The organism is Acinetobacter sp. ANC 4470 (assembly GCF_002135335.1).
In the GTDB taxonomy this organism is placed as follows: Bacteria; Pseudomonadota; Gammaproteobacteria; order Pseudomonadales; family Moraxellaceae; genus Acinetobacter.
Genome location: NZ_NEGC01000011.1, coordinates 13,570 through 34,585, shown reverse-complemented (window position 1 = coordinate 34,585; position 21,016 = coordinate 13,570). Strand labels below are relative to the sequence as shown.

Annotated in this window: 19 protein-coding genes and 1 pseudogene; 9 read left to right on the top strand and 11 right to left on the bottom strand. The window is 39.0% G+C overall.

What is annotated here, in order from left to right; translation table 11 throughout:
* Positions 1-34 precede the first annotated feature (34 nt).
* The 3 genes from B9T25_RS13465 to B9T25_RS13455 all read right to left on the bottom strand — a co-directional run bounded on the left by B9T25_RS13465 (position 35) and on the right by B9T25_RS13455 (position 2,921).
* Entirely contained in the window at positions 35-349 is a 315-nt protein-coding gene (locus B9T25_RS13465) for a hypothetical protein (protein WP_086188924.1), read from the bottom strand.
* A 79-nt stretch (positions 350-428) separates the two neighbouring features.
* Positions 429-1,316 carry an SDR family NAD(P)-dependent oxidoreductase gene (locus B9T25_RS13460; RefSeq protein ID WP_086188923.1) on the bottom strand — a complete coding sequence of 296 codons (888 nt, stop codon included), beginning with the start codon at positions 1,314-1,316 and terminating at the stop codon, positions 429-431.
* Positions 1,317-1,643: 327 nt separating this feature from the next.
* Positions 1,644-2,921, bottom strand: coding sequence for an O-acetylhomoserine aminocarboxypropyltransferase/cysteine synthase family protein (locus tag B9T25_RS13455; protein ID WP_086188922.1), 1,278 nt, complete (start codon positions 2,919-2,921; stop codon positions 1,644-1,646).
* 310 nt (positions 2,922-3,231) lie between these two features.
* Between B9T25_RS13455 and ettA the strand changes: the two genes are divergently transcribed.
* Entirely contained in the window at positions 3,232-4,893 is a 1,662-nt protein-coding gene (gene ettA / locus B9T25_RS13450; RefSeq protein ID WP_086188921.1) for an energy-dependent translational throttle protein EttA, read from the top strand.
* 73 nt (positions 4,894-4,966) lie between these two features.
* On the opposite strand, the gene B9T25_RS13445 is transcribed toward ettA, so the two are convergent.
* Positions 4,967-5,767 carry a DUF4198 domain-containing protein gene (locus B9T25_RS13445; protein WP_086188920.1) on the bottom strand — a complete coding sequence of 267 codons (801 nt, stop codon included), beginning with the start codon at positions 5,765-5,767 and terminating at the stop codon, positions 4,967-4,969.
* 171 nt (positions 5,768-5,938) lie between these two features.
* Between B9T25_RS13445 and B9T25_RS13440 the strand changes: the two genes are divergently transcribed.
* A complete protein-coding gene (locus tag B9T25_RS13440; protein ID WP_086188919.1) occupies positions 5,939-6,898 on the top strand; it encodes a cation diffusion facilitator family transporter in 960 nt (319 codons plus the stop codon).
* 31 nt (positions 6,899-6,929) lie between these two features.
* On the opposite strand, the gene B9T25_RS13435 is transcribed toward B9T25_RS13440, so the two are convergent.
* Complete coding sequence (locus B9T25_RS13435; protein ID WP_086188918.1) at positions 6,930-7,271, bottom strand: hypothetical protein; 342 nt, start codon at positions 7,269-7,271, stop codon at positions 6,930-6,932.
* 251 nt (positions 7,272-7,522) lie between these two features.
* Between B9T25_RS13435 and B9T25_RS13430 the strand changes: the two are divergent.
* A pseudogene (locus B9T25_RS13430) lies at positions 7,523-8,285 on the top strand (IS5 family transposase).
* Here B9T25_RS13430 and bfr read toward each other — a convergent pair.
* The 6 genes from bfr to gmk form a co-directional block, all read right to left on the bottom strand.
* Positions 8,282-8,746, bottom strand: a complete 465-nt coding sequence (gene bfr / locus B9T25_RS13425; RefSeq protein ID WP_086188917.1) for a heteropolymeric bacterioferritin subunit Bfr — start codon at positions 8,744-8,746, stop codon at positions 8,282-8,284. The pseudogene B9T25_RS13430 and the gene bfr sit on opposite strands and share 4 nt — an antisense overlap.
* Positions 8,747-8,995: 249 nt before the next feature.
* Entirely contained in the window at positions 8,996-9,190 is a 195-nt protein-coding gene (locus B9T25_RS13420; protein WP_004650582.1) for a bacterioferritin-associated ferredoxin, read from the bottom strand.
* A gap of 165 nt (positions 9,191-9,355) precedes the next feature.
* On the bottom strand, positions 9,356-9,739 hold the full coding sequence (locus tag B9T25_RS13415; RefSeq protein WP_086188916.1) for a RidA family protein: 384 nt from the start codon (positions 9,737-9,739) through the stop codon (positions 9,356-9,358).
* A gap of 67 nt (positions 9,740-9,806) precedes the next feature.
* Positions 9,807-11,912 (bottom strand): RelA/SpoT family protein, encoded by a 2,106-nt coding sequence (locus tag B9T25_RS13410; protein WP_086188915.1) that lies wholly within the window; start codon positions 11,910-11,912, stop codon positions 9,807-9,809.
* Positions 11,913-12,134: 222 nt separating this feature from the next.
* Positions 12,135-12,416 (bottom strand): DNA-directed RNA polymerase subunit omega, encoded by a 282-nt coding sequence (gene rpoZ, locus B9T25_RS13405; RefSeq protein WP_086188914.1) that lies wholly within the window; start codon positions 12,414-12,416, stop codon positions 12,135-12,137.
* A gap of 79 nt (positions 12,417-12,495) precedes the next feature.
* Positions 12,496-13,116 (bottom strand): guanylate kinase, encoded by a 621-nt coding sequence (gene gmk / locus B9T25_RS13400; protein WP_086188913.1) that lies wholly within the window; start codon positions 13,114-13,116, stop codon positions 12,496-12,498.
* 134 nt (positions 13,117-13,250) lie between these two features.
* Here gmk and ispH point away from each other — a divergent pair, with 134 nt between their 5' ends.
* From ispH to B9T25_RS13370, 6 genes are all read left to right on the top strand, one after another.
* Positions 13,251-14,201 (top strand): 4-hydroxy-3-methylbut-2-enyl diphosphate reductase, encoded by a 951-nt coding sequence (gene ispH / locus B9T25_RS13395; RefSeq protein ID WP_086188912.1) that lies wholly within the window; start codon positions 13,251-13,253, stop codon positions 14,199-14,201.
* A 160-nt stretch (positions 14,202-14,361) separates the two neighbouring features.
* Positions 14,362-14,814, top strand: a complete 453-nt coding sequence (locus tag B9T25_RS13390; protein ID WP_086188911.1) for a pilus assembly FimT family protein — start codon at positions 14,362-14,364, stop codon at positions 14,812-14,814.
* The gene (pilV, locus tag B9T25_RS13385) at positions 14,814-15,317 is read left to right on the top strand and encodes a type IV pilus modification protein PilV (protein WP_171262795.1); all 504 of its coding nucleotides are present in this window, start codon (positions 14,814-14,816) and stop codon (positions 15,315-15,317) included. Before B9T25_RS13390 ends, pilV begins: the two co-directional genes overlap by 1 nt.
* A 1-nt stretch (position 15,318) precedes the next feature.
* A complete protein-coding gene (locus B9T25_RS13380; RefSeq protein WP_086188909.1) occupies positions 15,319-16,407 on the top strand; it encodes a PilW family protein in 1,089 nt (362 codons plus the stop codon).
* A complete protein-coding gene (locus B9T25_RS13375; RefSeq protein ID WP_086188908.1) occupies positions 16,404-17,192 on the top strand; it encodes a pilus assembly PilX family protein in 789 nt (262 codons plus the stop codon). Before B9T25_RS13380 ends, B9T25_RS13375 begins: the two co-directional genes overlap by 4 nt.
* A gap of 14 nt (positions 17,193-17,206) precedes the next feature.
* The gene (locus B9T25_RS13370) at positions 17,207-21,016 is read left to right on the top strand and encodes a PilC/PilY family type IV pilus protein (RefSeq protein ID WP_086188907.1); all 3,810 of its coding nucleotides are present in this window, start codon (positions 17,207-17,209) and stop codon (positions 21,014-21,016) included.

Below are 21,016 nucleotides of genomic sequence, written 5' to 3'. Positions count from 1 at the left end.
TGCTAAAAGAAAACCTCCCTAATGGGAGGTTTTTTTATGCGAGTTTTGGCACGATCCAGCTACAAATAATCAGCATAATGCCCAAATGACCCAACTTACGGGTGATTTTTTCCAGTAATGAAACATGAACTGGGGGTTTTTGAGGCGTTGTTTTACTTTTGATTGCTGCAATTGACTTGTTGAAATGTAAAAATATGCCTAAATCGATACAAATGAGAATCGTACCGACATTACTGACGATTTCCATCAATTCATAATTTTGTTGATAAATAGAACTAGAGATTTGGTAGCCGAGAAACAGGGCAAAAGCAAAACAAGAAAATTGGAAAATAACAGCAGCAATGCGCATAAAAGTCTAAAAGAAAAAAGGATAGCTGTTTATAACATAAAAAAGCCAGTCTTATGACTGGCTTTCATTTGTCGCAATCTTACCAATGCTCGCCTGGGAATAGACGTGCATATGCTTTTTGCACCCAATTAAGTTTTTGTGAGTCCCCGATTGAAGCTGAAGAGCTTGGGAATAAGTTATAACCAATTGACATCAATTTATTATTGATATCTGGTGCAATTGAGTAGGTGATAGAAGCCAAACGACCTAGATGAGTCGCTACTTTCTTCGGACGTTTGACAATTGCATAAGCAATTAAGTCAGCTGCTTGTTCTGGCGATAACGTCGGTACGTACTTATAAATTTTAGTTGGTGCAATCATTGGTGTGCGTACCAATGGCATATAAACTGAAGTAATGGCAATTTTATGTGAGTGAACTTCTGCAGACAGACAACGGCTGAAAGCATCTAATGCGGCTTTAGAGGCAACATAGGCTGAAAAACGTGTTGCATTCGCCAATACACCAATCGAGCTGATGTTAATGATATGGCCATCACGACGAATCATCATTTGTGGCAGAATATTCATCACTAAACGTATTGCACCGAAGTAATTGAGCTGCATAGTTCGTTCAAAATCATGAAAACGATCGGAAGATTCATGCACCGCACGACGAATTGAACGTCCCGCGTTATTAATTAAAATATCAATATGATCAACAGATGCTAAAATTTGTTTAGATACGTCATCAATGGATTGCATATCATTTAAATCACATGGGAAAACGGATGCTTTTCCACCTTTAGCTTCAATTTCTGCTTTGACTTCGTCTAATGTGTCTTTGGTACGCGCGACCAATAAAACATGCGCACCTGCATCGGCAAGTTTATGTGCTGAAGTTAAGCCAATCCCGCTCGATGCTCCAGTGATTAAAACGACTTTACCGTTTACTTTATTCTGAAAAAGTTTCTCTAGTTTTGAATTCACTCTGTGGTTTCCTTATCTGCATAGAACAAAATTCTAGATTATGTTTTTTATAGTCGATTATTTGGCTCAAATGCTGAGGAGTCGAGCTGTTTCATGTGGCATGAAATAACCAATGTTTAAAAAAAATCTATAAATAAGTTGTTGAATTTATAAATGTAATTAGAGTAATTGCTCTATTATTGTTCACTCTGTCATTGGATTATTACATAGACATTCTGATTGGTGAAGAACATAAATGAAATTAAAGAGAAATAATATAAAAGTGAAAGGCTAAGAAACCTTCTTCCTGTCAGAAAGAAGGTTAAAAATATGCCGCAATGAGAAGTATTAAACTTGTGCCAGTGCTTGTGCTAAATCGGCAATTAAATCCTCAATGTGTTCAATACCGACCGATAAGCGAACCATATCAATACTGACACCCGCAGATTTCAACTCTTCTTCATTCAACTGACGATGGGTGGTCGTGGCTGGGTGGCAAGCTAAACTTTTGGCATCGCCAATATTGACTAAACGGGTAAATAATTGCAGCGCATCAATAAAACGTGTGCCGCCCGCTAAACCGTCTTGCACCCCAAAAGATAAGATTGCAGAGGGCTTGCCTTTGACATATTTTTGTGCCAAAGCATGCTGTGGGTGATCTTTTAGACCCGCATAGTTGACCCATTGTACTTTGGGATGTTGCTGTAAATATTCAGCCACTTTCTGCGCATTTTCAGTATGACGTTCCATACGCAAATTCAAGGTTTCTAAACCTTGCAGGATTAAAAATACGCTGAGTGGGCTAATGGCTGCACCGGTATTGCGTAAAGGCACTACACGGGCGCGTGCGATGTAAGCGGCTTCACCTAAGGCTTCAACGTAGTTCACGCCGTGGTAACTTGGATCAGGTGTATTCAACACTTTAAAACGCTCAGGATATTTACCCCACAGGAACTTGCCACTATCCACAATGGCACCGCCAATCGAGTTACCATGACCGCCAATATATTTGGTCAGTGAATGCACCACAATGTCTGCCCCATGTTCAAAAGGTTTGAGTAGGGCAGGTGTGGCAACGGTATTATCGACAATCACTGGTACGCCATATTCATGGGCAATTTTTGCAATGGCTTCTAAGTCGATAATATTACCCAGTGGATTGCCAATCGATTCGACAAAGACTAGTTTGGTTTTATCATCAATTAAGCCACGCAGCGCTTCTGGATCTTGATAGTCAAAGAAACGCACTTCAATGCCTTGTTTTGGTAAAGTATGCGCGAATAAGTTGTATGTACCACCATATAAGGTTGAAACAGAGGCAATATTGTCACCAGCTTCAGCAATGGTCTGAATAGAATAAGTAATTGCTGCCATACCTGAGGCTAAAGCCAAAGCTCCAATCCCACCTTCAAGCGCAGCCAAACGTTGTTCTAAAACAGCGGTGGTGGGGTTCATAATACGGGTATAGATATTGCCCTGAACCTTTAAATCAAATAAATCAGCCCCATGTTGTGTACTGTCAAAGGCATACGATGTGGTTTGATAAATAGGCACCGCCACCGCTTTTGTTGTTGGGTCTGGGCTATAGCCTGCATGAATGGCGAGCGTTTCATCTTTATAGGTCATGTTTACATCATCTGCGTGAGTTAAATATGGATCGAGTTTAGCATTCCTGTATATGAATCAAAGTGATATTTAAATGAAATTGTTATCTTAAATACTTATATCAATACTGTTTTTTCAAAATATGCTGAAAGAAATTAAGCAAGTCTGAATGTGTTTAAAAAATAAACATACCTCGAGTTGTAACATTCTATTGAAGATGCACGCTATGCCTTATTTTTTCGCTGCTTTCATCGTATAATGCCCCGAATATTTGTTCGCATAATGTTATTGAGATTGTGCGAATGTTGCTTTTTCTATAGAGGAGTCCTACGTGGCCCAATATATTTACACGATGAACCGTGTGTCGAAGATGGTTCCGCCTAAGCGCGAAATCTTAAAAGACATCTCTTTATCATTTTTCCCAGGTGCAAAAATTGGTGTACTTGGTTTAAACGGTGCAGGTAAATCTACCTTGCTTCGTATTATGGCTGGCGTAGATAAAGATTTCTCAGGTGAAGCACGTGCTCAACCGGGTATTAAAATCGGCTATCTTGAGCAAGAACCACCATTAGATCCAAATAAAGATGTTCGTGGTAACGTTGAAGATGGTTTGCGTGAACCGCTTGATGCTTTGGCGCGTTTGGACGAAGTATTTGCTGAATATGCTGCTGAAGATGCTGACTTTGATGCCCTTGCAAAAGAGCAAGAAAAATTAGAGTCGATCATTCATTCTTGGGATGCACATAACTTAAGCAACCAAATGGATCAAGCCGCAGCTGCATTGAACCTTCCTGCTTGGGATGCCGATGTAAACTTGCTTTCAGGTGGTGAACGTCGCCGTGTTGCACTGTGTCGTCTGCTTTTGTCTAAGCCAGACATGTTGCTTCTTGATGAACCGACCAACCATTTGGATGCAGAATCTGTCACTTGGTTAGAACGTTTCTTGAAAGACTTTGCCGGTACAATCGTGGCAATTACGCATGACCGTTATTTCTTGGATAACGTGGCCGAGTGGATTCTGGAGCTTGACCGTGGCATGGGTATTCCTTACCAAGGTAACTATACCAATTGGTTGGAACAGAAAAATGCCCGTTTAGAGCAAGAGAACAAGCAAGAAGAATCTTTTGCTAAAGCATTGAAAAAAGAACTTGAATGGGTTCGTTCAAATGCTAAAGGTCAGCAAAAGAAAAACAAAGCGCGTATGGAACGTTTTGAAGAGCTTAACTCTAAAGAATTCCAACAACGTAATGAAACTTCAGAAATCTATATTCCACCTGGCCCACGTTTGGGGAACAAGGTGGTAGATGTTGAAGGCATCAGTAAATCGTTTGATGGTCGTTTATTGTATGAGAACTTAACCTTCTCTGTTCCACCGACTGCGATTGTGGGTATTGTGGGGCCGAATGGTGCGGGTAAAACCACACTATTCCGTATGATGACAGGCGAACAACAACCAGATACCGGTACGGTAACATTGGGCGACTCGGTTAAAGTTGCTTATGTCGGTCAGTTGCGTGACACCTTAGATGATAAGAAAACGGTTTGGGAAGAAATTTCTGGCGGTTTAGATATCTTACGTATTGGTGATTACGAAATCGCATCGCGTGCCTATATCGGTCGTTTTAACTTCAAAGGTCAAGATCAGCAAAAACGTGTGGGTGAATTGTCAGGTGGTGAGCGTAACCGTTTACAACTTGCGAAAATCCTACAAATGGGCGCAAACGTTATCTTACTGGATGAGCCATCGAACGACTTGGATATCGAAACTTTACGTGCACTTGAGGATGCAATTCTTGTATTCCCAGGTACAGTGATGGTGGTATCGCATGACCGTTGGTTCCTAGACCGTATTGCAACGCACATCTTGTCATTTGAAAACGATCAACCTGAATTCTACGCGGGTAACTATGCTGAATATGAAGCATACCGTCAGTCACGTTTAGGTGATACTGGTGTACAAAAGCGTTCTAAATACAAAAAAATTGGCGGTTAATCTTCAGTTTTAAATTAAAAAACCAGCCTAAGGGCTGGTTTTTTTGTGGGCTATTCATCCTTTGTTTTATATATTAAGCAGCAGGCGTTTTAACCCCTAAGCTGATAATGGTGTAATACTGATTTTGGGGCGTGCTTTTACTGTCCATTTTTTCACTGACTTCCAGTAAATAGCTCCCTGCATTTGGAAAAGTGAGTGTCGCTGTTCCATTGGGATTTACAGCCACCGTTTGCGCCTGTTTATCGGTCGTCCCTTGCGCGCGAATCAGTACTTCTGCATGGGCAAGTGCTTTACCTGCTTTGTGTAATTGAATCTGAACAGGTTGCCCAGCCACAATTTCATTCGGGTGGGTTTGAAAGGTGACTTGAATCGGTGCTGGAGTCGCTGCAATTGGCGACGTGGTTTCTTTACTGATATAACTTTGAATGCTCCACTCGCGAATAGTGTCGATCTTCTTTGGTATTTTTCCTTTAAAGTCACTTGGAATAGCATAGTCACGTTCACTCAGTGCAGGGACTTTATCCGCAGCAACATCTGCAAAAATTTTCCACTGTTGATTATGTTTTACATACTGAATTGGATAAGACGTTTTACCATAAACCGTATAAGTACCTTTTTCAGCTAATTTGAGATCGAATGCAGTCACCGATTGCAACTGACTTTGCGCTTGAATACTGATTTGGCTCTGATTGGGTTGAGTCACGCTAAACTGAACATCTTTCAATGCATATTCAGCATTTAATGCTTCTTCTGCGTAGCCACTGAACATCGCAATTTGTGTATTTGCAGTCAGGTAACTTAAGGGTGCAATATAGGGTTCATGCGCTTGGCTATACGAGCAGGCGAGTAAAGCCAAAACTAAATATTTTTTCATCAGTAGCTTCCTGAATATTTCTTGTGCAGTTTCATGGGATAATGGAATTTCATGCAAGCAAGTATATCGAGGAATGGATTTAATTGATAATAGTAATGATTATCAATAATGAATTTAAGAGTAGAAGAATTGAAATTTAAAAAAAATCAATGAAACAATAAGAGGTGAGTAATGAGTAGCCCTCATGGACATGATCATAGTCATGCTGTTGTGACTGAAGACAATGCAAAAAAACTAACCTTTGCTCTGGCACTGACCACGACGTTTTTAATTGTTGAAGTAATTGCTGGTTTTATCACTCAAAGCTTGGCATTACTGTCTGATGCTGCACATATGTTTACTGACGCAGCAGCTTTGGCGATTGCGTTGGTGGCGATTAAAATTGGCAAACTTCCAGCAGATGATAAACGAACCTTTGGTTATCAGCGGTTCGAGATTTTAGCAGCGCTATTTAATGCCTCTATGCTGTTTGTGGTGGCGATGTATATTTTATATGAAGCTTATCAGCGCTTTTCACATCCGCCAGAAATCCAAAGCTTAGGCATGATGATTGTTGCAGCAATTGGCTTAGTCATTAACCTGATTTCAATGCGCATTTTATTTTCCAGTTCCAAAGATAGCCTAAATATTAAAGGGGCTTATCTAGAGGTTCTAAGTGATGCAGTTGGATCGGTTGGCGTGATTATTGGCGCAGTAGTGATTTATTTTACCCACTGGATGTGGGTCGATACTTTAATTGCGGTGCTGATTGGTTTTTGGGTGTTACCAAGAACATGGATTTTGCTTAAACAAAGTATCAATATTTTGCTTGAAGGTGTACCTGAAGAAATTGATATTGAAAAATTACGCAATGATCTTTTGAACTTACAAGATGTAGAAAGTATTCACCAACTTAAAGTTTGGGCAATTACCTCAAAAAATGTGCATTTGACTGTACATTTGTATGCACCTCAGGCAGATCATAATGTGCTTTATCGCGAGGCATTGGAAATATTAAGCCATGAGCATGGCATCACGGAAATGACACTACAGATTGAAAATGATGAATGTCTTGCACAGTCACATTGTCAGCCCAATAAAGGTCACAAGGAACATTTACATGATGAGCATTCACATCAGCACCTAGGTTGAACATGGGGCTGATGTGAAAATTGATTTTATTTTAAATTTCCCATTCGTGATCACATTCACGACATTTCCATTTCTTTTGTGATTGCATAAAACCTTGCATAGAAATTTTAAAATCGGGCAAATCACGATAAAATAGGAAGCCCAAAATTAAGCACAATATAAATACAACCACTGTTGCAGCTTGCAAGGTGGTTCCTGCACCATCACCAAAAATCCACATGGCAATACTGATTAGTACCAGCAGCAATAAGATGAAAATAGCAGAGATTAAAAAGACTAAGCTTTTAGGGACGACAGGTCGAGTCGTTGGTCCGTCAGCTTGTGCAACAGGTATAATTTTAGGGCTTTGGCATTTTGGGCAACGGTATTGCATTACAACTCCACAATTCTAATCTATGCTTTATTTTAATGCTAATGCAGCAGAAAGCAAAAATATACTTGGTATCATCATAGTATGAGTGGAATTTATATCGCAGAAGGGCTTAATTCGAACAGTCCTGTTGATATATTTTGTGTGATTGAAATATGTACTAGGGCGTGTCCTCATTTGAAGTATACATATTCATCACTTTAAATTATTCGACTAAAATAGCTGATCTCCCTGTCCAAATGAAGTTTTCGAACATGTCGCGTAGAGTCATAACTGATGAAATTTGGGTGAAAATCCAACAAACCATGCAATTTTATGGCTGCTACCGTTCACGCAATAGCAAAGACATTATGGAAGCCATCTTATGGAAACTTCGAACAGGTGCTCCTTGGCGTGATATTCCTAATGATTTTTGCCCATGGCAAACAGCATACAACCGCTTTAATCGTTGGGCCAGCAAAGGATTATGGGAGAATTTTTTTTAAATTACGAGGCATATTGGATACAGAATGGAGCTTAATTGACGGAAGCTACATTCGCGAGCATCAACATGCAAGTGGAGCTCGGCGTGGTGAAGCTAGAGCAATTGGAACATCAAGAAGTGTAGCGGCTACAAAGATTCACCTTGCTGTCGATGCGCATGGACATCTGACTGATTTTGAAATCACTGGGGGGGAAGTCCACGACAGTCAAGTTGCGAGTCAATTGATTGAGTTGGTCGGTGAAGCAGATTATTTGGTCGCAGATAAAGCTTATGATTCAGAGCAGATTCGTGAGGTCGCTCGGAAGAATAAGCTAATTCCTATTATTCCAAGAAAGTCTAATAGTAACAAACCCAATATAGAATTTGATCATAATCTTTATCGCTTAAGACATCTAGTTGAAAATGCGTTTGCCCACTGAAAGCATTTTCGTGGTATTGCAACTCGTTTTGATAAGTTAACTCGCAATTATAAGTCTATGTTATTCTTGGCTTGTTTGTTTATCTGGCACAAACCAAATAAGGAAACGCCCTAGATCTGGCTTTGAATATAGTTTTCGATACCCACTTTTTCAACCAAATCAAGTTGAGCTGTGGTCCAGTCCCAGTATGCTTCTTCTTTTTCTAAAATTTCTTGCAAAAGATCACGGGTCACATAATCCAGTTCTTGTTCCGCTAAGCTGACGGTTTTTTGTAATGTTTCAATATTTTCTTTGACTTTACGCACATCACAATTGAGCACTTCAATGGTGTGTTGACCAATATATAATTTACCTAAATGTTGTAAATTCGGTAAACCTTCTAAAAATAAAATACGTTCAATAATTTTATCTGCATGTTTCATTTGGTGGATCGATTCTTTGTATTCCGCAGAACCCAGTTGTTCGATTCCCCAGTCATTAAACATACGTGAATGGAGGAAATATTGGTTAATAGCGGTTAAATGGTGAAATAGCACCTGATTTAACTGATTAATTACATCACGATTGCCTTTCATGGGAAATACTCCATTAACAATTTCTGCCTTAACTATTTGTCAGGCAATCAAAAATTATTATTGCCATTATTTTAAACAAGAACAGAAATAATGGCGAGTAATTTATGGAACGGCAAATGAAAATCGCAATCAAGAGCAATTAAAGTGCTAATTCAGCATTAGAAAAGAAGAAAAAACCCGCTTAGAGTCATAAGCGGGGGAGGAGTGATCTTTCGATCATTAAAACAGTATTATTATAAGAATAGTACTTTAAGCAGCATAAGATAAACGGGCAGCCAGATCTGAAAGTTCATCACTAATAATTGCACGGGCTTCTGGTGCACAGCGACCACAACATGTCCCTAAATCAAGTAAATCGCGAATTTCACGATAGCTTTCAGCACCATTTGCTACGGCATCTTTAATATCTTGATCGGTGATACCACGACATAAACAAACGTACATTTGAGACTGGCCATAGGAGTGAAATGGGATAGGTGATATTATTGATAATTGTTATCGTTTGTCAATGTATTTCATTTGAAATAGTATTTATTTTAATTGGATTTTTGAATAAAAAAACACCACCTTATTGGTAGTGTTTGATAAAAATATTTAACGATATGATTTTTAAATATTAATAATGACAATGCCGTCCATTTCGACTAGAGCACCTTTAGGCAAACTTGCGACCCCTAATGCTGCGCGGGCAGGGTACGGCTGTGCAAAGTACTCACCCATAATCTGGTTTACCAGTTGGAAGTGTGAAAGATCAGTCATGAAAATGTTTAGTTTGGCAATATCAGCCAAAGAACCGCCTGCTGCTTCACAGACTGCTTTTAAATTATCAAATACGCGACGAATTTGTGCCTCAATACCTTCAACCAATTCCATACTATAGGGATCTAAACCAATTTGACCTGACAGGTACAGCGTATTTCCCACTAAAATTGCTTGAGAATAAGTACCAATTGCTGCAGGTGCATTTTCAGTATGGATGACTTGGCGGGACATTGATTTCTCCTTATATTATCTTCAAACATCATAGCGTATATCCATGAATTAAGGAGATATGATTGAATTAACTTGCTTTTGATGCTTCTGAAATATTAATCGGTTGAGCTAAACGGCTAATACGTGGAAAGCCAAAATGCATGCGTAAATCACGAATGATTTGTGCAATTTGCTTACGATTATGCACCACAATGTTGACGTAAGTTTTGCCTTCATGGTTGTGTACCATTTCTACACCCGTTTTTTCCTTGCGGCATTGATAGATGAGGTCAGAAATTTGTTCATCGTTCATGGCCATATCAATACTTAAATAGGCTGTAAAACTAATATCATTCGCACTATCAGAAGTCCAATGTAGTGGCATGATATTTTCTGGATGCAAATGTTGTTCATGTAAAAGGTTGTGGCAACGAGCACGATGTACGATTAAGCCGCGACGGGATAAATGCCCTTGAATCGGGTCACCAAGAACAGGGTTACAACAATGTGCATATTTGACATCAACGCCTTCCGTGCCTTGAATCAGGCGAGTGGAAGCTTGAGAGTCTATGTTTTGACCTTGTGCAAATAGATGGTTTGCAACCAATTGAGGCAGTAAGTCACCTACGGCAATTTGTTCAAATAATTGTTCTTGCGATTCAATATGCCGCCATTGCAAGATATCCAGCCAATCAGCATCGGTTAAATCTGTGACTGAACGATTAAAGAGTTTTAAGGCGCGGTTTAAGGCCTGTTGACCAACCAGTTGTTGCTCTTCAATATCCTGATCGCGCAAAATATTTTGAATCGCACGTCGGGCTTTTTGAGTATTAATAAAGCTGAGCCAATCTGGATTGGGTGTTGCTAAAACATCAGTAATAATTTCAACCACTTGTCCACTAATGAGTGGTGTTGAAAGTGGCTTAGTTTCACCATTTATTTTTGCGCCCACAGCATGGTTGCCTAAAAATAGACTGGCTGAATATGCAAAATCGACTGCTGTCGCGCCTTGTGGAAGTTCATGTAAATGACCCTGTGGGGTATAGACCCAAATTTTCTCTTGATGTAAATAATCTAAAAGGTCGCTAAACGTGGTCTTTGCACAGGCATCATCAATTAGGACGTTGAGATTTTGCATCGAGGCTTGAATGGCTGAACGACAAGCTTGGGGGGCATTTTCACCTAAAATTACACCGAAACGGGCTGCTTTACGCATTAGCTCAGTTTGAATGGTCAGTGATAAGGTGGTTTTTTCACCTTTTAAACGCATCATGAGTGATTGATTGCCGCCAGGAAGTGGACGACGAATATGATCTTCATAATGTAAGATTTGGAAGTTTTCACGCAAAATTTCTGCTAAACGGTCACAGTCCGCAATACTTTGTAAAATAATTTCAAAAGCATGACTGTGTGTAAGTTCCTGTAAATCAATATTATTTTTTACAAAGTAACGTAGTAATTCAATATTGTTATTTTTCTTTTTAATACGCCCAGAAATTTGATGTTGTTGCAGCAGTTCAGTTAGATTTTTTTCCCAAAGACTTTGATATTCACAGCGCTTAGGTTTGGTCTGTAATAGTGCTTCTTGCACATTATTAAACATATCTAAATCAAGATTTTGATAACACAGATGTTCTAAATTATCCGCCATTTCGTTCATACCGACGATACGTGCCATTGGAACAAAAATATCCGATGTTTCTTGTGCGATACGCATGCGTTTATCTGGACGTAATGAGCCCAAAGTGGTCATGTTGTGATAACGGTCTGCAAGTTTAATAATAATGACACGAGGATCTTGTAGCGTTGCTTGCAGAATTTTACGGAACGAGGCTGCCTTATTGTATTCTTTATCGCTGGAATGGCTAAGTTTGGTCACACCATCGACCAATTCGGCAACGGTACGGCCAAATTTTTCAGCAATGTCATCTTTGTTGAATTCTGTATCTTCTATCACATCATGTAATAGTGCAGCCATGAGGGTTTCAGCATCTAAGCGCATATGCGAAAGAATGCTACTGACTGCAATGGGGTGTAGAATATAAGGTTCACCACTTTTACGTGTCACGCCATCATGTGCAAGATCTGCATAATCGCAGGCCGCAAGCACGCGCTCGACATCGCTTGCATCTAAGTAAGCATCGATAATGATTTTGAGCTGTTGTCTGGCTTGGCTGACCTGTGGGCCTGGCATATAACACCTTTACTACTTAAGTTTCTACAATTTAAATCGCTAGATCTTTAATGAAAAACATATTGCATGACGTGTCAAATTTTTCATTCAAAAAAAAGCAAAAAAGATACCGTTGAAACAACGTATCTTTATACTTATGTTATAACGGTTATTGAGCAAATATAAAAGTTATCCAATAAAAAAAGCCTAGTTAAAAACTAGGCTTTCATAAGATTTTCTTTCTTATTGGAAAGAAAATCCATCTATACTCAAGTTGTTTGCAGAAAGTGCAAGGTCAAGGCTCGAGGTTTGATAGTCTTGATCACGTTGTTTCAAAATATCTTTCGATACATGACCCGCAGCAATTTCACGTAAAGATACTACAGTCGGTTTGTCGTTATCCCACTCTACAGTTGGTTCGACACCTTGACGTGCCAATTGACGCGCGCGCTTGCTTGCCACTAGTACAAGCTCAAAGCGGTTGTCTACATGGTCTAAACAATCTTCAACGGTTACGCGTGCCATAAGAATTCTCGTTTGAATATTAAATTTGAACAGACTGAGCAGTATAAAAGGCTTTGACTGTAGACTCAAGTTTTAATCACTACTCAATAGGCGTTATTAATTTTTGAATCAATTCTTGATGACGATTGGCTTGTTGTGACAAACGCAAACGATTGGCAATAATCACCGACTCTAAGTCGTGTAATGCCTTATTAAAGTCATCATTAATAATGAGATAGTCAAAGTTTAGATATTGTTGCATATCTTCAACCGCGCAGCTTAATCGGTGTTCAATCACTTCAACAGAGTCTGTGCCCCGATTTGACAAACGTTGACGTAAATCAAATTGGCTTGGCGGTAAAATGAAAATTTGTTGAGATTCAGGAAAAAGTTTACGAACTTGTTCTGCGCCTTGCCAATCAATTTCAAGTAAAACATCATGACCTTTAGCCAATTGTTGTTTTACCGTGGCTTGAGCTGTACCGTAATAGTTACTAAATACTTCAGCATATTCAATAAAACCACCTTGCTGTACTAAAGCAAGGAAATCTTCTTTTTGAGAAAAATGATAATGCACACCGTCGAGCTCACCTGGGCGTTGACCACGAGTTGTGTGTGAGACAGAAACGTGTAAATTATTCACACGCTCAAGTAGGGCTTTAACCAGAGATGTTTTGCCTGTTCCAGATGCAGCAGAAACGACAAACAAGAGACCCGACATGATATTTTTCCTGATATGATAAAATATCTTCTCTATTTTAGAGCAGACTATCGTCAAACTAAAGAGCTGATCGTAGTTTGTTTGCATTTATTTCAAATTATTCAGTTTAAATTCGAGTGAACATTGAGGGTCTTATGGAAATTGTATTGGCCAATCCACGTGGTTTTTGTGCAGGTGTCGACCGAGCAATTGCGATCGTTAATCGTGCACTTGAGTGTTTTAATCCGCCCATTTATGTGCGCCATGAAGTGGTACACAATAAGTTTGTAGTAGATGATTTACGTCAGCGTGGGGCAATTTTTGTTGATGAGCTGGATGAAGTTCCAGATGATAATATTGTAATTTTTAGTGCGCATGGTGTATCAAAAGCCGTACAAATTGAGGCAGAGCGCCGCGGTTTAAAAGTATTTGATGCAACTTGTCCATTGGTCACTAAAGTACATATTGAAGTGACGAAATATGCCCGTGAAGGTACGGAAGCGATTTTAATTGGTCATGAAGGCCACCCAGAAGTTGAAGGCACTATGGGGCAATATGATAAAAAAAAGGGTGGGGAAATTTATTTGGTTGAAGATGAAGCAGATGTCGCTGCATTAACCGTTAAAGATCCTGAAAAAGTGGCTTTTGTAACGCAAACCACATTGTCGATTGATGACACAGCCAAAGTCATTGATGCTTTACGGACGAAGTTTCCGCACATTCAAGGGCCACGGAAAGATGATATTTGCTATGCCACGCAAAATCGCCAAGATGCCGTACGTGATTTAGCCAATCAATGTGATGTGGTTTTAGTGGTAGGTTCACCAAATTCATCAAATTCAAATCGCTTGCGTGAACTTGCTGAACGTATGGGTAAGCAGGCTTATTTGGTTGATAATGCCGACCAACTAGATCAATCATGGTTTAATGAAGATACTAAAATTGGGGTCACTGCTGGCGCATCTGCACCCGAAATTTTAATCAAACAAGTCATACAGCGACTGCAGGATTGGGGTGCTAAAGCGCCAGAAGAACTGGCAGGACGTGAAGAAAATATTACATTTAGTTTGCCGAAAGAGTTACGTATCTCTGTAATTCAGGCATAACTGTTAAAGAGGTAACATTCTCTTTAAATTCTTAATTTGACAGGTAATTGTATTTTGGCAATTATCTGTTTTTTTATGCCTTTTATCCTTTATGTGTTTAGTTTGTAATTAAGTTAGGTATTATTTTTAATAGGGTAAAATTTTGTTATCTGGGGGGAGTATGCAGCAAACAAAAAAAAATCAAGGGTTCACCTTAATTGAGTTGATGGTGACCATTGCGGTAATGGCAATTATTGCAATGATGGCTGCGCCTTCTTTTGGGGACATGGTTTTAAGTCAAAATTTAAATAGAAGTGCTCAAGACTTAATACTTACTTTAAATGAGGCTCGTTCTAAAGCTGCTTTAGAACGCAGAAATATTGAGGTAAATTTATTCGTCGATGAACACAACTCCCTGCCTATAAATACACCAGGGATAGTAAATTGGAAGCCGAAAGGAAAAGCAATTCTACAATCTGCTACGTCTATTACTTTCGATATAACTGGAGTAGTTTCTGGAGCGAGTACGGATACGACATTTCAGATTTGTGATCAATCTGGCGGTGTGAAATCAAAAATAATAAGTATTTCTAAGATGGGGACTATTCAGCAGACGACAGAGGGGACTTGTTAGTGAAATCAATTATAAATCAGAAAGGTGTCGGCTTAGTTGAAATTCTTATAGCTCTATTAATATTGGCGATAGGTGTATTAGGTTTTGTTGCATTGCAATATCGAGCGGTAGAGGCGACGTCTGAAGCCAGTTCGCGCGTGCAGGCAATTAATATAGCGCGAGATTTAGCTGAAAGAATTCGTGTTAATCGTTTTGCTGTTACAGAATATCAATCTCAAATAGAAACTCCGGTAAATCAAAAAGCATATACAACAAATTGTTTTACATCTAATTGTTCTGAGACTGATCTTGCAGATTTTGACGTAGCCCAAGTAGCAAATAAGGCTGCATCTTTTGGCATGACTATAAATATTATGGACTGTCAGGGAAATAATAATAACCGTAACTGTGTATATGTAGCTTGGGGAGATTCAAGTGCTACTGATGGAACAGGAACTGGAGATTGTACGAATGGTAATGCCTACAATCAAACTTCAACCTGTGTAATCATGGAGGCATATTAAAATGATCAGACAATCAGGTTTTACTTTAGTTGAGCTGATGCTTTCTTTAACATTGGGTTTGATTATTACTGCAGCTGCAATTTTATTATTTTTAGCGAGTCAAAGAAGTTTGTCTATGCAGCAGGGTATGTCTGATATTCAAGGTAATGCAAATTTTGGCTTAAATTATTTAACGAAAGATATTCGGTTAGCAAACTTAAATAATCAGAAATCAATTTTAAATGATGAAACGGCATTTGGTGGAATAGCTCTTACCTCATCAGTAAATGCAACTAAAGATACAAAAACTGTCCCTGCTACGCCTTTAAGTAATTTTGTTAATACTATTGCAGGCAACACGGCTGCGGTAAATTTACTTTCAAGAAGTAATGGGATGCCTGCAGGTACAGCACCAGCTTGGTCTGGTGCATCGAATGTACAAATTAGTGGCTCTGATATATCAAGTGATCAACTGGTGATTCAATATATTCCGCAATATATTACAGATCAAAAAAATACGCCTACCAATACCAGTGATGATGTTTTATTTGGAGGCTTTGATTGTGAAGGTAATCGATTAGAATTTTTGTTAAATGATCCTAATTCGACAGAACCAGATCCAACAAAAAAAGCGCCATTTGGGCCACAAGTAATTGTTCAACGCTATTTTTTACGTGCGGATACCAACAATCAGCAAGCAGAACCGAATCAACCGCTAGCACTTGCTTGTGATTCAGGGTTTTATTCAACTACAGGTAATCCTACTGCTGTCACTAGATATGGCGATGCAGGCGAAATCATTATGAAACGGGTTGACCATTTTCGTGTGCTAATGGGCGTTCAGAATGATACTCAACATAGGTATATATCGATAAATGACTATATGGGACTAGCTATACCAAGACCACGAATAGTTTCGGTACAAATTGGATTGTTAACCCGCTCTTCTCAAAATGTCGGAAATGAGACTTTGATTAAAGATGACCAAGAGTTTGTAGTATTGGATCAAACTGTAAAAGTGAAAAAACCAGCTACAGCAACCAAATACGTGCGTCAAGTTATTTCACAAACAGTGGCCTTAAGAAATTCGATAGGGGAACGTGGAGAATGAGAAAAACTCAATCGGGAGCTGCCTTGATCGTTGTGCTTATTTTTCTTGTGGCCATTATGGTTATTGGGACAATTGCTATTCGTCAAAGTGTGGTGGGTTTAAGTATTGCAACAAATAGTCAGGTTCAGCAGCTACTAACTCAGAACTCAGATTCGGCATTTTTTAGTACCGAAGAGGTCAATAATTTAGCTCAAGCTTTGAGTGGAAGTGGGATGTTTGGTTATGTGAGTAATGTGAATGATAAGAATAAGGAGCTCGTTTTTTGTTATCGCGGAGATCAAACGAGCTTTTTTGATATTGCTCGAGCAAATATCATTGAATGGGAATCTGGAAAGTTTAAACCAACAAATAATAATTTTGGTATAGATGGATATTGTGATGCTAGTCAAAGTAGCAGTAACAACTGGTTTACAAGTGGGCGACGGGCGATTATGACTCAAGTTTCAGTCAAATTTTCAACAGTGGAAGAGCTTGATCCCTTTTACGACCGGACACGTACTACAGATAGTAAAACAGGGCAAGTTGAAGATACTAAACGCGTAAAAATATTTGCTGTATCTCTGATGCCTGCTATTTCAAATGTTCCTCGCGCGGACATTAATACTTGTCTTCAATCTCATATGAATGAGGTCACTGTACCTAGTGATACGACAAAACCAATAATTCCTTCAAGCACACCAGCTGTTAATAATCCTTTAACAAGTGTGACGGAGTGCTTAACCAGTTTAAATGTACCTTTCACGACTCAGGTGAGTGAGTACACCATTGCGCAGAACTTTATATAATGGGAAAAAGGGAAATGAAAACATTAAATAATAAAGTGAAGTTCAAAGAATATAGTCAAAATTTATTGGCTACGACGATTACTGCATTATGTACAGGCCTTATTGTTAGCAGTAGTGTTCAAGCTAGTGATATTGATATTTATCAGGAAGCAAAGTCGGGTGAAATTACACTCATGCTTATGCTTGATATTTCCGGAAGTATGGATACACGATCAATTAGTCCTGACTATGGGATTAGTAATAACTGTAATACAGATACTGCTCCAGGTGGTTATAGTCGTAATTATTGCTCTGTTAGTGTAAGCAGTGCCTCAGCAAAAGTAAAAAATCCAAAGACTGGATGTACGTTAGTTGGTACTTCGTATCGTTGTTATGATCGAATTTCAAGACTTAAAGATGGGGTTTTTGATCTCTTACAAGGAAATACGGCCAAAGGAATAACTCGACTTGATGATCAGAAGATCATTGGACTTTCCACTTTAGGGGTGTATACCAACACCGCCTATAATACAGGGCGTATCTTAGTACCAGCACGTGTGTTAGGGGCTGACGTTGGGAATCAAAAACAACGGGATATTCTATTAAGCTACGTTAAAGGACTTTCTGCATCCACAAATACACCAACAGCCCGTTCTTATGCTGAAACAGTGTCCTATTTAATGGGAACGACGACTGCATCTAGACAACGTACTGTTTCTGATATGCCTTATTATAGATCTTATGAGTATAGATCGAAGACCTCTAATTCTTGGGTGCAACATGTTAGCAAGTGTACAGCATGGAATTCGAGTTATTCGGCATGTAGTACCTGGAGTAGTTTTTCTAGTACGGAAAACTTACCCGTATTGAATGATTCTATTAGTAGCTCTGCGTGTACAATTAGTACCTCGGGCAATTATTATCAAAATAAAACTTGTTACGATTATTCAGGTATCATTGATATTCTTAATAATAATAGTGGTTTTAGTTATTCTTTGGATCCAACAAAAAATACGACTAAAACTTTATATGTACAGCCTTCTTCATTAAATCAAACAGATGATATTAAAAAGTGTAGTGGACAAGGTGTTTATGTATTAACAGATGGAGAGCCAACCCAAGATACTAGTTCCTTACCATTAATGCAGGGTGCATTAGGTGCCAAAGGTCAGAATTTTACTTGTGATGATAGTGGAAGTTGGGATTGCTTAAATAAATTGAGTTTGGCTTTGCTTGATCCAAGTGCTAATCCAGCAAATTTGAAATTGAGAACAGCAGTTGTAGGATTCGGAAGTAGCTTTAATGATGTCGCTTCTTATAGTAAAAGTTTAACTCAAGAACAAAATATTGCTAATCTAGGCGATATTAATACAAACGTAAAGAGAGCTGCTTATTGGGGAATTATTGGTGAAGGGGGATGGTACTCTGGTTCAAGTTCGCAGGATGTTGTTGATAGTGTTAATGAATTTATCAATAGTTTGAGTGCGGATATCCCTGCTGTTACTACAGGTTCTCCAACAGTACCTAGAGATAGTCTTAATCCATCAGTTTTGCAAAAAGTAGCTTATTATCCACAATTTCAACCAACCCCAGATAAAACTTATCAACTGTGGGCAGGGAACCTTAAAAAATACAATGTAATAGAGGGTTTATTAAAAGATAAAGGTGGTAATAAAATTGTCGATAGTAAAGGTCGTATCATTGATAACTATGATTTATGGGCTCCTGCTGTTGATGAAAGTGTTAAAGATGCCGATGAAACAACGTACGGGAGTACTAAGTTTTCATTAATGGGGGGGGTAAAGTCACAACTTAAATTACGCACTGATGCAAACACAGAAAATCGTAAGTTACTCACAAATCGCATAGCAAATGGTTCAGGAACGTCAGCAACTTTTGTTAATAACACCACTTTACGCCAAGTTAGAGTTGCAGATTTAACCGATGCGACTTATAAAAATGATTCGAATCGCGGTTACCTCATTAGTTTGTTAGGTTATGGTGTGGATGCCGTTAATCCAACAAATATTAATTTGACAACAGCACCAGAGTTGCGTCAGGTTGGTGCTGTTATGCATTCATCACCAATACTGGTTACAAACAAAGGTAAAATCACCTATAGCAATAACATTTTAGCTTCGACAAATCGTGAGGATTATGTTCTTTTTGGTACGACCCAAGGGCTTTTACATGTGGTTGATGCCACAACAGGTAAAGAAAAATTTGCATTTGTGCCGAATGAAATGGTTGAGAATCAAAAAGAGACTTTCTTAAAGTACGATAGTACAAGTGGTGGTTTGAGTAAGTTGTATTATGGTGTTGATGCTCCATGGGCAACTTATACTGAATATGTTGTTGATAGTTCAAGTAATTTGACAGTCGGTACTGGTCGAAACTCACAAGAAGGCAAACAGATTGCTTATGGTGGTTTGCGTATGGGGGGGCGTAGTTATTATGCTTTAGATCTGGCAAATATGAATAACCCTAAACTTCAGTTCCAAATTTCTCCAGCAGATAAAAAAGTGTATTACAACGGAAGTAGTAAAACCGTTGATGCTTTACAGTATATGGGTCAAAGTTGGTCCAAACCTGCAATTGCATGGGTAAAATGGGGTAAGAGCCGCAAACGTGTCATGTTTGTGGGTGGTGGATATGATGCAGGTGGTGATGACGGCGATGCTCGTACCAACGGTGTTAAAGGCCCATATGCAGGTTATGAAAGTGATACATATGATCAAACCAATGCAAAGGGTGGTGGTGTTTATATGTTCGATGCCGATAATGGCGACCTACTTTGGTGGGCGAGCAAAAATGCAACAACCAGTTCATCTTCAACAGACAGTGGTGTCATTGGGTTAAATGATGACAACTTAAAATATAGTGTGGTCAGTGAAATTCGTACTGAAGATAGGAATAGTGATGGCTTAGTCGATCATCTTTATTTTGGTGATTTAGGTGGTCAATTATTCCGTATTGATCTTAATAATAATGCAGCAACACTAGGGGTGTTTGCGAAGATCCCAAGAATGTTATTAAACTTAAACGCTGCCGCAAAAAGTCCAAGATTTTATGATATGCCTGGTTTTTCTATCTATGATTATGCGGGGAAAACTTTTGCTGCAATCTCTATTGGAACGGGTAATCGAAGTCAACCTTTAAAAGATTATACAGTAGGTACATCGGGTTATGATTATGATGCGGTTTATAATATTTACGATAAAGATGTGGCACGTAAAGATTTATATACGGCAACAACATTTACGAAGACATTGATAAGAGCAGATTTAGGCGAAATTACTCAAGACAATCGAAATGATGATACAACACTCGTCGCACCATATTCGGGTAATGGTTGGTTCTATCGTTTTAGGTCATCAGGTTCGAGTGCCAAGCTACAAAGTGCGAAAGTCTTTGCTACCCCGATTGTTTTGAATTCAAGAATGTTTGTTTCAACATTTGATGGGAGTAAGCCCGGTTTATCTGGAGATTGTGGTGCTGGGGTAAAAGGTGAAAGCTTCTTACAACAGTTCTGCATGCCTTATGGTCAGTGTGTTAAAGCTGATGGAGGTGGAGGAGGTGAAGATCCACCACCTCCATCAGAAGAATGTACATCACCAGATGGTTGTACAACAGGTCCAGGTATTCAAACGACAACTGTTGTTGATAATAAAGAATGTGATCCTACGGTTGAAAATTGTGGTGGTGGTGGTGGTGGTCCCAATAATAACTATTGTATCTCTACAGGAAATCGTGGATTAACGACAATATCGGGTATTATTTCGGCAGGCAGCAGTAAAATTTGTTTAGTGCCTCAGCGCTGGTATGAGTTTTCTGGTATTAGATAA